Raw genomic sequence first — 13,640 nt, 5'->3', positions numbered from 1 at the left:
GTGTAAAGTTTTTAATTACACTTTTAAAGCTTTGTAAGTTTATACAAATCATAATATATTCCCTGTTTCTCCATTAATTCTTCATGGGTTCCCTGTTCCTCTATTCCATTTTCAGTTAAAACCAGTATTTTTTTAGCATTTCTAATAGTTGAAAGTCTGTGGGCAATAACTAAAGTTGTACGGTTTTTGGCTAATTTTTCCATTGATTTCTGAACGATTTTTTCACTTTCGTTATCTAATGCGGATGTTGCCTCATCAAAAATCAAAATAGGTGGATTTTTAAGGAATACTCTTGCTATGGATAAACGCTGCTTCTGTCCTCCTGATAATTTTATTCCCCTTTGACCAATATCCGTATCAAATCCCTTTGGGAGAGACATTATAAAGTCGTAGGCATTTGCCTCCTTTGCGGCCTCTATTACTTCTTCCTTAGTGGCATCAGGTCTGCCATATTTTATATTGTCAAATATAGTTCCGGCAAAAAGATACACATCCTGCTGTACCATTCCTATGTTTTTTCTCAAACTGTTAAGTTTTATGTTTCTGATATCCTGCCCGTCAACGGAAATTTTACCGTCAGACACTTCATAAAATCTTGGTATAAGATTACATAAGGTTGATTTTCCCGCACCGGAGGAACCTACTAAAGCTACATATTCCCCTGCATTTATATCTAAATTAATATGTTTTAAAACTCTGTGCGCATTATCATTATATCTAAAGGAAACATTGTCAAAAGAAATATTCCCTTTAACATTTTTCAATTCTATAGCATCTTCCCTGTCCCTGATTTCCGGTTCTAACTGTAATATTTGCTGAAATCTCTCATATCCTGAATATCCGTTTTGAAACTGTTCCGTAAAATCAATTAATGTTTTCACCGGGTCAGTAAAAATATTAATATAAAGTAAAAAGGTCAGTAAATCTGTTATACTTACGGCATTTCTAGTAATCATAATTCCACCTGATACAATTACAATAAGGTTTATCATTGTATTAAAAGCTGTAAGTCCTGAATTGTATCCACCCATGTAATGATAACTGTTTTTCTTTGCGTCTAAAAATGCATCATTTCCCACTTTAAACTTTTCATTTTCTATATCTTCATTGGCAAAAGATTTAACCACTCTTATTCCTGATAGATTATCCTCTATCTGTTCATTTATAGCGGCAATTTTTACACGATTTTCCCTAAATGCCCTTTTCATTCTTTTGTTGAAAAAGTATGCATACATAATCATAAAAGGAATCAGCACAAAGGCTGCAAAGGCAAGTTTTACGTTTATACTCATTAAAATAATGAGAGCACCTATTATTTTTATTACTGAAATAGTTATATTTTCCGGTCCATGATGCAAAAGCTCCGTTATGTCAAATAAATCTGATGTTATTCTGGACATTAACTGTCCTACCTTTTGGTCATCATAAAAAGAAAAAGGCATCTTTTGAAAATGTGCAAATATTTCTGCTCTCATATCATATTCAATTCTTGCTCCCATAACATGTCCGTAATTTGAAATATAATAATTACAATAGCATTGAAACAATATAAGCAGTGTAACTACTACGGCAATAATTACAAGAGTTTTCATTGCTTTATCCCTATCCATATAAATAACAGTTGATGTTACATACCTTACAACCAAAGGTATCACAAGTGCTACTGCTGATGCCATAATTGCAAAAAACATATCCGTGAAAAATACTCCTTTATATGGCTTGTAGTATGATATCATCTTTTTTAATGTCTCTCTCATTATTTTGCTCCTGATTTCTTTGTTAATTTGGATAATAGTTTTGTTTATACTAAAGACCTCCGGCATTGCCGAAGGTCTTTAAACTAAATTGTGTAAATTTATTTCTTAGCCTGTTTATTCTTTATAGTAAAGTATCCGCTTGATAATGAGTTAGCTCTTGACACTTTAATATAATATGTACCTTTTTTCCAGTTACCCCATGAGTTATATCGTGACTTTGATCCACTCCATGTGCTACTTGAAATAACTTTTCCACTCTTATTTATAATCTGAATTTTAACGCTTCCTGTTAAATTTCCCTGAAGTATAAAAGCAGGTTTCTTTCCTTTTTTGAGAGCTATCTTATACCACTTGGCAGATTTATCACCGGCAGTAATTAATCCCTTAGCTGTCTTATTATACTTAATAGTAACAGCTTTCTTTCTACTGCTTCCTGCCTTTGCTTTAACAGCTGTGTTCTTTACATTAATTGTATGTAAGTTACCATTTCCGGCTGCCGTATTACCACTGGTGCCATTTGACTTAACTTTAAAGTAATAAGTAACACCCTTCTTTACTGCGAAAGTAAACTTATTAAAGTTATATCCTGATGATACCCATTCTTCATCTGACAAAGCCTTCTTCTTTGAGTTTAACAATGTAAGATAACTTCCATATTCGTAGGAAAAACTTACTGTAACCTTTCCTGTTTTTCCAGCCTTATATTTAAATAAGTATTCATCACTTCCACTGTTTCTGTAGTAAGTAATTGTCTGACCTGACTTAATATTTCTTTCTCCTCTTAAATATAAACGGGTGGAAATATTAACTGTGTTAGTATACACGCTGTCATCATATACTGATGATTCTAATCTAATGTAATATGTTCCCTTGTTACTTAAAGCAACATACCCTTTAGCATTAACCTCACCTACTGTAAGATACTTGTAAAAACCTGTTATTCTGTTAGTGCACTGGGCATCAGTATAAATTTCTACTGTCATGTTTTTATCCAGTCTGACAACATTAACATTTAACTCAAGAGCTCCCGGCTCTGAAATATTAACCGGAATTACTAAGCCCTGATCACTGCTCTGTCCCGGAAACTTATCATTTTGTGTAAAAGTATAAGTTTTCGTTGCACTCTTTTCACTACCTGTTACTGACTTGGTTGGTGTAATAGTATCAACTGCCAATACTGCAAATGACATGGCAAACATCATTACAGCTAATGAAGCAACTAATACTAACCCTTTCATGATTTTCTTCATCTCTTAATCTCCTTCTAATATTATATATTGAGATTACATCAGCCCTTCTAAAGTTTTACGAATTGCTAATATAAATTCCTCCGTATTAAGTTTTTTCTTATTTTCCAATGTTGAAATAAGATATAAATCTCCTGTCATTTCTCCATTTTCAATTGTATCAATACAAGCCTTTTCAAGCTTATCTGCAAATGCCATAAGTTCAGGAAGATTATCAAGTTCTCCTCTCTTTCTAAGAGCACCTGTCCATGCAAAAATAGTTGCAATCGGGTTAGTTGATGTTTCTTCTCCCTTTAAATACTTATAGTAATGCCTCTGTACTGTTCCATGAGCAGCTTCATATTCATAATATCCGTTAGGTGAAGCAAGCACTGATGTCATCATTGATAATGAACCAAATGCTGTAGCAACCATATCTGACATAACATCACCATCATAGTTCTTACAAGCCCAGATATATCCACCTTCTGATCTCATTACACGGGCAACTGCATCGTCAATAAGTGTGTAGAAATACTCGATTCCTGCTTCATCAAATTTTTCCTTATATTCATTTTCAAAAATATCTGCAAAAATATCCTTAAATGTATGGTCATATTTCTTTGAAATAGTGTCCTTTGTAGCAAACCATAAATCCTGTTTTGTATCAAGAGCGAAATTAAAGCAACTTCTTGCAAAACTTTCTATTGATTTATTTATGTTATGCATACCCTGAATAATTCCCGGTCCGTCAAATTCGTGAATTAATTCTCTTGTTTCCTCTCCTGCTTCATTAGTGTAAACAAGTTCTGTCTTTCCGGCTGCCGGAATTTTCATTTCAACACCCTTATAAACATCACCATAGGCATGTCTTGCTATTGTAATAGGCTTTGTCCAATTTTTTACATATGGCTCGATACCCTTAACAATAATAGGTGCTCTAAATACTGTTCCATCAAGAATTGCCCTGATTGTTCCATTAGGGCTTTTCCACATTTCCTTTAAGTTATATTCAGGCATTCTTGCAGCATTAGGTGTGATTGTTGCACACTTTACGGCTACACCGTATTTCTTTGTAGCTTCTGCTGAATCAAAAGTAACCTGATCATTAGTTTTATTTCTGTAATCAAGTCCCAAATCATAATACTCTGTTTTTAAATCAACAAAAGGTAATAATAATTCGTCTTTGATAAGTTTCCAAAGAATTCTTGTCATCTCGTCCCCATCCATTTCAACAAGGGGCGTAGTCATTTTAATTTTATCCATTTCTGTTTCCTCCTAAGATTTTGTAGTATCCTTGTAGATTATATCTAAATTCCAAAGGAAAGTAAACCAAAAAGTGGTAAATGACCTTTTCTCAAAAACAGATTGCCCCTTTTTCAGGGACACTTTGTAAATATTACCATCAATTATAACTTATCTACTTAATTTTTGCAGATTTAACATTACTCCATTTTTTTGCAGTTACTTTTTTACTACCGTTTTTTTTGTAAGACTTTACCCTAAAGAAATACTTTTTATCAGCCTTTAATCTGCTAAGGGTTGCTTTTGTTTTTGTAACATACTTACTCTTAGCTCCCTTAAAGTTTTTCTTTAAAGAATACTGTATCAAATATCCATCAGCATCACTAACCTTTTTAAAGGAAACTGTTGCTTTTTTCTTTCCTGCTTTTACTTTTTGCAATGTTGTTTTTGCAGGAGGAACATTCTTCATCCTCTTTTGGTCTGCTGATGTCCATTTATTAAACTTATAAATGCCCCATTTTCCATCTATCTTCACTGGATTTAAATTATTTGTTGACTTACTGATACTTTGAATTTGACCTTTTTTAAAAATCACAGTTCCGTCTGTAGCAGACATTACTTCATAATTACAATCTTTTCCATTTCTGATTTCATAACCATATGCTATATTTCCATCAAATTCTAAATAACCATGTTTTCCAAAGCTATATGCTTTTTTACCTTCTCCACAGTATAATTTCCAATTTTTATTTTTATCCCTAATTGCCAGTTTTTTGATTTTTCCCAAACTATCTGATTCATAAGAACACATTGTTCCTGAAATAGTTTTCTTACCATTTTTCGTAATTACATAACTAGATGTAATCTGATAGTCGTTATTATAAACCTTCACCAAAAATGCATCTTTTTCAAATGCCACCGGGACAATAGACGAATTATACGGCAATGAAGTAACTTTCTTTCCATTATAGTCAAATAAATAAGTATTCTTCCATACACCTCTATTAGAAAAAACATCTATTTTAAGCAGATTTAACTCCTTGTATTCATCATATGAATAAATATAACAATATGCTCCCTCTCCAATTTCTGATGTGTTTTTTCCATCTTTTGAAACTAAATATAACTTTCCATTTTTGTATGCTGAATAATAGTCTGCATCTGACACATCAACGTCTTCGTATCCTGTCAATATTTTTGTTAATGAATATGTATTAATTATATCTGCTGCTTCATTACCATTCTCTTTATTATATTTTACTATTACATTACTTCCATCTTCTATACAATAAACGTAATCACTATTATAATCAAACTGTTTATTTATTTTCTCACTAGAATCCATAATGGTAACATTTCCTGTAAGCCTACCCTGTTGATATGTAATAATTGTTGAAGCGTTTACTTTATGAATTTCTTCAACGCTGTCTGAAATTGAAGATTTCTGCCTTTTCCCTGTATTTTTATCAACAAAATACCACTGATTATTAGCCTTATAATATATTTTTTCATTTATCAATGATACCTTAGAAATAGTTTCACTGCCATTTGCTAATGTGATTTTCTTTTCAACACTTAATGATGGGAAACTATATCTTACATACTCGTTGTTATTATACAATTCCAACGATGAACTATTTACTTCGTTGTTGTAATATTCTTTATTATTTACATCACTTACAATCTTTCCATCCATATTTACCCATAAAGTCTTATATTGTGATATATTATCATCATTTTCTGAAATTGTATCAACCTGTATAATATCTTTATTTATCTGCTCCCAATAAGAACCTGTTCCCATATCTGCAACAACAGTTCCATCTGCCTCTACCATTTTGTAATAGAATCTGGTATATCCGTCTTCTTCAGAGCCATCTAAATATTTACATCCCAAATAGTGCTTCTTATCCTGAAGCAAACATAAATTATCAAATTTTTCCTTTCCCTTATACCCCAATGAATCTTCATTTATTGTCTGATTTTCTTTTGTTATTTTTCCATTATAATCAATTAAATCATATGTGCCATCATAAAATCCAAGAATAATTTGTCCATTCTGTTCTTCTGAATAATCGTATTCTTTTGAAAGTTTTTTAATAAGTTTTCCATTTAAATTTCTTATGCTCCACTGTGAATTTTTATCGCATAGTAAAACTATTTTTCCGTTAAAAACCTGTGCACTTACATAAGAACACGGAATGATTACTTTTCCATTCTTGTCAACCAATCCCCATAAATCCATATCATTTTTGCTTTTTCCTACAATTATGGAGTTGCCATATATTCCATCCACCATGTCGTATGACAGCTTAGGCTTAACCACTACGTTATATGCCTTTTTTGCCGTTGCAGCAGAAGTCTGTACTGCTCCCACAGGTATCATTCCTACTAACATGGTTGAAGCCAATAAAACCGCCCCAACTTTTTTCATTTTTTCTTTTAAATTCTCTTTCATTTGAAATCTCCCTCTTTTTTGTCTCTTTTTATCTCTCTAATTCTATTACATCATTAGAGAATATTCAATATTGCATTTGCATTAACCAGACCTGCCCCCTGCCTGTTTTTATCCATAGACATATCTATGGCATTTTCTTTAAGTATTTTTTTACATTCCACATTAGTTAATTTTTCCTTCTTATTTAACATTAAAGCAACTATTCCTGTAACAATGGGAGTTGCCATTGAGGTTCCGCTTTTTTCAATATATGGATAGCCTTTTTGCCATAAATTTGAACAGCTTATAATTTTATTAGCCGGTGCCACAATATCAGGTTTTATAATACACTGCTTCGTAGGTCCCCTTCCTGAGTAATTATAGGTATATTTTCCGTTTACAAATACCTTAATATTGTCATTTTCTGCCCCTACCGTGATTATTTTTTTACAGTCTCCGGGCGTTGAAATAGAGTTAGGTCCCGGACCGTTGTTTCCTGCCGCCGCCACCACCACATACCCTAAATCCCATAATAATTCCACTTCGTCTATAAGTTTTTTCCCTGCTTTTTCATCATTACTTAATGTTCCAAAAGATAAATTTACCACCCTTATTCCATATTTTTTACCGTTATCAATAATCCAGTGAAGTCCGTTAATTACATTTTCTTCTTTTCCTCTTCCCCTATTGTCCAACACCTTTAACGATACAATTTCAGCCTCAGGTGCAACTCCCATTATTTTTCCCTTTGACATTCTACCGGAGCCGGCAATAATTCCTGACACATGGGTTCCATGCCCCTCATCATCATATACGACATGCCTTTTATTTACAAAATCCTTAAAATATATAATACGATTATCAAAATCCAAATGCTTACTTATTCCACTATCCAAAACAGCTACTGTAATTCCCTTTCCCATTATCCTCTGGTTATGAATATTATTTATTTCTAATTTTTTTATTACTCTGTTCATATTTCCTCTATTGTTAAATTTAATATAATATATGCTTTTGTAATTGCCACCGACATTATTTATATAATTTAGATAAATTTGTAAACAAGACAGGCACTATGCCATATTATTTAGTGTAAACAAAAATTTAGGGAGATTTAACATGAGTGATTTAGCAGCAACAAACTGCGGATGCGGTTGCGACGGAGGAAACAATAACTGTTTATTCCTTATCCTTATTCTCATTTTCTGTGGAGGATGTGGTAATAACGGATGTGGAAACGGAATTTTTGGTGGCAATGACTGCTGTTCAATAATCTGGTTATTCTTAATCTTAAGCTGCTGTGGATGCGGTAACGGTTCATTCTTTGGCGGTGGCGGAAACGGTTGTGGTTGCGGCTGCTAGTTAATGATACTGATTTTTATGAATATGATTTAGAATGCTTATTAAATAACGCCTTATATGGTGAGCATTTGTCTGATACTAACTTCTTAACATTGCTAATATGCCTAAGCATTTTAAATAATTAATCAGCATAAACTTTAATAACCGCAAGCCCAAAGCAAATGGAGGATTACAGCCTAATGGAAAAGCAACAATTAAAGCAGACAAAATATGATTCCTTAGTTACTAACCGCACTATGCAGTTAGTAAAGGCTGTAATACCTTACATAAACAACGATGCCGGTACTCTTATTGGCATGCTTATTAAATTTCAGGAATTACAAAATGCCGCAAGAATTAATAATAATGTTGCCATAGCAGCCATGAACGCTGACAAACACAAAGGTATGGAAAACATGCTTGATGACATTAAGGATTTCTTAGATGATGACAACCGTGAAATGCTTGAAAATATAATGAGCATGATGGAAATGATGAGTATGGATGAAAATGCCATGAATGATTTTATAGGCAGTTTTATGGGCGGTGATTTTAACCAGACTAATAATAATTAATGGAGGATTTTATGTCTAATAACAAGTGGATGGATGACCCTGTATTAGAGGGTATTTCAAATGAGAAATTAGAAATGCTTACAAAGATAATTGAAGGTGCAAAAGGAATGGAGCCTAAGCAAATGCTTACATATTTTATTCAGCAGTCAAATGCTGCCGGAAAACAGGGTATTAACTTTACCAATTCCGAAACAGATTTAATACTCAATGTTTTAAAAGAAGGCATGACACCGGAGGAAATTAAACGCATAGATACTGTGAAACGTATTATGGCAATGTTAGAGAAAAATAAACGAACCGGCAAAAATTCTAAATGACAGGAATTTTCGACTGTATATAGCATAAGTATAGTCTTTTAATGAGCAACCAAAAATAAGACCTGCATTGTTTTTACAAACGCAGGTCTTATTTTACTCTCTAAGTCACAAAAAAACCGCCCTGGGGTTAATGAACTTATTAACTCCATGACAGCTTTTTTGTAATATATTCACTATATATTATTTCTGAACAATGTTTATATCCACTTGAAAACGTTGATTTTACGCTGTTTTTCGCTATCTATCTTCTGATTTACTCCATTTTTACTCCAATTTTAAGCCAATATTTTCAGTTCAGCTACTTCTTCTTTTTTCTTTTCTTCTGAAACATGCGTGTATAAATCAGTTGTCATTGCCAACGTGGAATGACCTAAAAGTTTCTGCACTACCTGTTGGTCTACTCCATTTTCATAACACCTTGTAGCATATGTATGTCGCAGGGTATGACAGGTAAACAGTTCAAATATCTTCGGCTCTCTCTTTTCTTCCTTTGCCAGTTCAATCTCTATCACGTTGATTTTCGCTACATAGTCTTTGATTGCACTATTGACGTTGTAATAGTAAACCGGTGAACCGTCCGAACAGGTAAATACCAAATTTTGAAATTCTTTATGCTGTCTCCATATCGCGCGTTTCCACATCTTTTGTTCCGTCTGCTTTATCTTCTGATTTTGCAAAATCTCATACACTTCATCTGTCATAGGGATGACACGATTACTGGATATGGTTTTTGCGGTCGTATAGAAAAACTTTGAACCCTCAACGGGACTGGAAGCCTTTGAATAATGGATTGTCTTATTGATTGTAATTTCTCTTTTTCCAAAGTCACAATCTTCCCATTTCAGTCCAAGCACTTCTCCAATCCGACAACCTGTTGTCACAGCAAATTTCAGCACATTGATGTGTATATAGGAAGAAGCAAATGTAAAAAATTTCTCCTGTTCCTCTTTTGTTAATACACGCCTTTCCTTTTTCACTTCTTTTGGCATCTCCACACCGATACAGGGATTTTTTCTAATGTATTCGCTCAACACCGCTTTGTCAAGCATATCGCTTAACATAAATCTGATATTCGATACCGTTCCATGTGCAAGACCGCTGTCTATCAAATCATTCAAAAACTTCTGAACGTGATATGTTTTAATGTCCTGCAAATACATCTTTCCGATAGAGTTCTTCACTCTTGAATTGTAGTAACTGTGGTTTTTATATATCGTAGTCATTTTGACTGTTTTCTTCTTATACAACTCTGTCCACGTTACATACCATGTGTTTAAAGTGATACTTTCGCCATTGCCATTCAAACCATGTTCATCTTCATAAACCGCTTCTCGTAACTTCCGTTTTAATTCATTCAGTTTAAAATCATAAAGCGTTTTACGTTTCCCTGTTTTGCTTGTAAATCTTGCAATATAGCGTCCGTCTGCTCTCTGTGAAATTCCCTTACCGAGTTCCTTGCCCTTTAAATCTTTACCCATACCAAACTTTCCTTTCTTCTACTGAAAGAAATATGGTAAAATAAATATTTCAATTTTCATTATATCGACACCTCATTTTCTTTTCAAGCCCTTTTACATTGATATTCCAGCCATTCATCAAGTAATTTCTTATTTGCATACAACCGATTACCTATGCGTACTGTAAATCTATTTTTAGGATTGTTCAACAATTCTCTTGCCTTTGTTTTCCCAATCCCCATATACTCACAAAATTCATTTATATTTAGTAGTGCTTTCTCGATACGATTACCCCCTTTCGCCTAATTTTCTTGCTTTTATATAATCATCATACAACTGCTTTTGTGTGATATTCATTTTTCCATTTGCTATAAGATTACCAATATAATCTCTCTGCTCTATTTTTCCAACCTCTGCAAACAGTTTCAAAGACGGTGCAACATACTTTTCTAGCCACTCCCACACCTTTTGTAAACTTTTCTTCTGTGGTTGCATAGTAAGCTTCACCTTGCCTATGTCTTTCATCAATTCCGCCCATGCTTTATAGGTTGGATAAAGTCTTTTTCGTGTTGTCGTGCTGTCTGTCGGCTTTTCTAAAAATCGTATTTTGCTGTTCAATACTTCCATTGCCAGTCCTGCCACATCTCTATATCTCAATAATTCCTGTACTACACTTACTGCCATTTCCTGCCGAAATCTCAATTCATATCTGTTCCAATTTTCATCTAATTCTATTCCATACTTTTTATTCTGTTCATATCCTTTTTCATAAAATACCAATCTCAAATTGCTGGCTGAACTGCCGAGATAAAGACTGCCACCTTTACTCTGAAACACTTCCTCTTTCAATTCTCCTGAGTCGTGAAAATCTATATCTCTTAGTTTTGTAGAAAGCAATCCCTCTTTTGTCCGTATAATCAAATCGGGAATACTCAAATACGGTTTTCTGTCGTCTATCGCCAAATCAATCCGAGGAAAATTGATATGATACTGACAAACTCTGTTTAAGAAATCAAACCATGTTTCCTCATTGAGTTGTAAAAAATTTTCATAGTTGCGACAGCCTTTCCCGCTCATTAAAATCTGAAAGCCTTGATACTGTGCATTTCCTGTCGGCTTTAGCACCTTGATATTATCGAAGATTGCCACAACCTCATGTCCTGCAATCCCTTTTTCATAGCCTGTTACCGTCATAAGTTCCATAGGTATTCTCAGCACATCTTCTATGACCGCTTCTAACGGAACTTCTTTAATGGTTATCTGACACCAATCTATCAAGGCACTTAATTCTTCTTTCTGTCGTATTACTCCCCTGTTAGTGTAGGGGAGTTCTGGAAGAAAACTTCCGTTTCTTTCTTCCAAATTTATCAAACCTCCTTATCTGCAATGGCGTTGCCATTGCCCTGCCCCCAACCTGCCGTTTGGTACGTCAGAACGAGGGCAGGAACTTTGACCGCCTACATAGTTTTGTTTGGAACAGGGCGGATACCCTTACAGGTAATCTTCTCCACTAATACAGGGAAGTTTCCTCTCTGCACATAAGGGGCATATACTGGTTCTTCCAGTTCCACCACAGCATAAGGCTCAATCTTCGGAAGTTCCGTTGCTTCCAAGCGAATATCCACGCTGTTCCCAAGTTTCATGCTTCCAAGATGAAGTTTTAAGGCTTCCACTTCCTCTGTTTTCTTCTTACTGTCTTTATCATAACGGTAACAGTTATCCGCACCCATGAAACGAAGTTCTCCAAAGGCTTCTTTTACCTGTTCTTTTGTCAATGTAATCTGCATACACGTTCCTTTCTCCCCGTTGAACCGATAGGTCAGTTTTTCATATTTTCATTTTCTCATTACGACGCCGTTTGTTGTTCAGTTATTTCTGAACTTAATTGTATGTTAGCACAGACACATTTGTTTTGCAATAGAAAGTTTAGTTTTTTATAAACTTTTTTGTTTTCTTTTTTCTGAACTTGTGGTATAGTGTCCTTAGACGATACGATATGAGAAGTTATAACGAGATATGGAAAGAGAGGGTTTTTCAGATGAATACAATCGCAGAACGGATTAAATTTGCCATGAGAGCAAAAAATAAAAAACAGGTGGATATAGTCAAAGATACAGGTATCAGCAAAGGAGCGTTCAGTTCCTATCTTTCGGGACAGTACAACCCGAAAGCCGATAAAATGGAATTGATTGCAGACTCCTTAGATGTAGACTTGCGGTGGCTTTACGGACAAAATGTGCCTATGGAACATACAAGCCAAAATAACAACGCTCTGCAATATGTCTTTTACAACAACTCCTGTTCCGAGTATCTTCTTGATAATTTAGACGATATATATATTGCCATGATGACACAGTATGCCGCCCTTATTCCACGCTTTTATGTTCTTGTCAATCGTGCTGGAAATGCAATGCACATACTGCCATTATTTTTGAAAGAGGATAGTTCCCAATTTTATGAATGTCCGTCTGATTTCTTCTATTCCGACAGGCATACCATTTTTACAAGAGATTTTGAAAGTATTCACATGGTATTAACAACCGCCACGATTTACTATTACGGAATTGATACAAAAACTTATGAACCGAAAGTTACCAAACTTGCCTACTCACAAACTGACGATTGCTTTTATATCGACAATGAAGTTCATGATTGTCATATCAAAGCATTTGAAAAAGAAGTGGTAAAAGAAGCACTTTACTTAAAACACAACGCCCAATAACAGACAAGAGGACTTGCAAGGTTTTCTGACCTTTCAAGTCCTCTGCTGTATCATGGTGCTGTTGGCTGTGTCCGTTCCGTCAAGGACTGCCCTACGGCGTATCGGCTTCGCCTTGTTCCTTGACCTCACTAGGTATAGGCAAACTGAAATACGTTTAATCATTCTTACACATTTATTGTGTTTATTTGAATAACACAAACAAAAGTACACAATAATGTAGTAATATTGATAAAAATATTACTAATTTTTTTATTCTTACAACGATAACCAATGCTGATAATAATAAATATAACACTTAAAATCAAAAAAAGCAAATTCCATAAGTTCAAATGATACATATGAGTACCTTTTATAAATCTTGACACCCAATTACTAATATCCACCAATAAAATAAGCACAGTTAAAATTGTATCCGCAATATACGATATAAAGGCAAGTCGTTTAAACTTTTTGTAAGACCATATAGTTACCGACAAAATCAATAATAGAATAGGAAATGAATAAATAAAAACAAAAAACCACATTAACTTTGTTGATGAACCTATTGCGTCCATTTATACTCC

Annotated in this window: 13 protein-coding genes; 4 read left to right on the top strand and 9 right to left on the bottom strand. The window is 34.1% G+C overall.

The window, feature by feature from the left end; all coding sequences use genetic code 11:
* Positions 1 to 23: 23 nt before the first annotated feature.
* The 5 genes from DWW68_RS00150 to DWW68_RS00130 all read right to left on the bottom strand — a co-directional run bounded on the left by DWW68_RS00150 (position 24) and on the right by DWW68_RS00130 (position 7,642).
* Positions 24 to 1,757, bottom strand: a complete 1,734-nt coding sequence (locus DWW68_RS00150; protein ID WP_118588452.1) for an ABC transporter ATP-binding protein — start codon at positions 1,755 to 1,757, stop codon at positions 24 to 26.
* 98 nt (positions 1,758 to 1,855) lie between these two features.
* The gene (locus DWW68_RS00145; RefSeq protein WP_118588451.1) at positions 1,856 to 3,007 is read right to left on the bottom strand and encodes a hypothetical protein; all 1,152 of its coding nucleotides are present in this window, start codon (positions 3,005 to 3,007) and stop codon (positions 1,856 to 1,858) included.
* 33 nt (positions 3,008 to 3,040) lie between these two features.
* Positions 3,041 to 4,249, bottom strand: a complete 1,209-nt coding sequence (locus DWW68_RS00140) for an NADP-dependent isocitrate dehydrogenase (protein WP_118588450.1) — start codon at positions 4,247 to 4,249, stop codon at positions 3,041 to 3,043.
* Positions 4,250 to 4,403: 154 nt separating this feature from the next.
* On the bottom strand, positions 4,404 to 6,686 hold the full coding sequence (locus DWW68_RS00135) for a fibronectin type III domain-containing protein (protein ID WP_118588449.1): 2,283 nt from the start codon (positions 6,684 to 6,686) through the stop codon (positions 4,404 to 4,406).
* Between the two features lie 53 nt (positions 6,687 to 6,739).
* Positions 6,740 to 7,642 (bottom strand): S8 family peptidase, encoded by a 903-nt coding sequence (locus DWW68_RS00130; protein ID WP_118588448.1) that lies wholly within the window; start codon positions 7,640 to 7,642, stop codon positions 6,740 to 6,742.
* 142 nt (positions 7,643 to 7,784) lie between these two features.
* On the opposite strand from DWW68_RS00130, the gene DWW68_RS00125 reads away from it, so the two are divergent.
* The 3 genes from DWW68_RS00125 to DWW68_RS00115 all read left to right on the top strand — a co-directional run bounded on the left by DWW68_RS00125 (position 7,785) and on the right by DWW68_RS00115 (position 8,898).
* Positions 7,785 to 8,027 carry a hypothetical protein gene (locus DWW68_RS00125; RefSeq protein ID WP_021953279.1) on the top strand — a complete coding sequence of 81 codons (243 nt, stop codon included), beginning with the start codon at positions 7,785 to 7,787 and terminating at the stop codon, positions 8,025 to 8,027.
* Between the two features lie 179 nt (positions 8,028 to 8,206).
* Positions 8,207 to 8,581, top strand: coding sequence for a hypothetical protein (locus tag DWW68_RS00120; protein WP_118588447.1), 375 nt, complete (start codon positions 8,207 to 8,209; stop codon positions 8,579 to 8,581).
* Between the two features lie 11 nt (positions 8,582 to 8,592).
* On the top strand, positions 8,593 to 8,898 hold the full coding sequence (locus DWW68_RS00115) for a hypothetical protein (RefSeq protein WP_021953281.1): 306 nt from the start codon (positions 8,593 to 8,595) through the stop codon (positions 8,896 to 8,898).
* A gap of 275 nt (positions 8,899 to 9,173) precedes the next feature.
* Here DWW68_RS00115 and DWW68_RS00110 read toward each other — a convergent pair whose 3' ends face one another.
* The 4 genes from DWW68_RS00110 to DWW68_RS00095 form a co-directional block, all read right to left on the bottom strand.
* The gene (locus DWW68_RS00110) at positions 9,174 to 10,376 is read right to left on the bottom strand and encodes a tyrosine-type recombinase/integrase (RefSeq protein ID WP_118588446.1); all 1,203 of its coding nucleotides are present in this window, start codon (positions 10,374 to 10,376) and stop codon (positions 9,174 to 9,176) included.
* Positions 10,377 to 10,459: 83 nt separating this feature from the next.
* The gene (locus DWW68_RS00105) at positions 10,460 to 10,639 is read right to left on the bottom strand and encodes an excisionase (RefSeq protein WP_081445676.1); all 180 of its coding nucleotides are present in this window, start codon (positions 10,637 to 10,639) and stop codon (positions 10,460 to 10,462) included.
* 4 nt (positions 10,640 to 10,643) lie between these two features.
* A complete protein-coding gene (locus DWW68_RS00100) occupies positions 10,644 to 11,717 on the bottom strand; it encodes a replication initiation factor domain-containing protein (RefSeq protein WP_330360658.1) in 1,074 nt (357 codons plus the stop codon).
* A gap of 95 nt (positions 11,718 to 11,812) precedes the next feature.
* Complete coding sequence (locus DWW68_RS00095) at positions 11,813 to 12,142, bottom strand: hypothetical protein (protein ID WP_015543380.1); 330 nt, start codon at positions 12,140 to 12,142, stop codon at positions 11,813 to 11,815.
* A 251-nt stretch (positions 12,143 to 12,393) separates the two neighbouring features.
* On the opposite strand from DWW68_RS00095, the gene DWW68_RS00090 reads away from it, so the two are divergent.
* Positions 12,394 to 13,077, top strand: a complete 684-nt coding sequence (locus DWW68_RS00090) for a helix-turn-helix domain-containing protein (protein WP_015543379.1) — start codon at positions 12,394 to 12,396, stop codon at positions 13,075 to 13,077.
* Positions 13,078 to 13,640: the final 563 nt, after the last annotated feature.

This window comes from Eubacterium sp. AF16-48 (assembly GCF_003479405.1).
GTDB lineage: Bacteria > Bacillota > Clostridia > Lachnospirales > Lachnospiraceae > Eubacterium_G > Eubacterium_G segne.
Note: the sequence above shows the minus strand (reverse complement) of the source record. Positions and strands in the feature narration are given on the sequence as shown.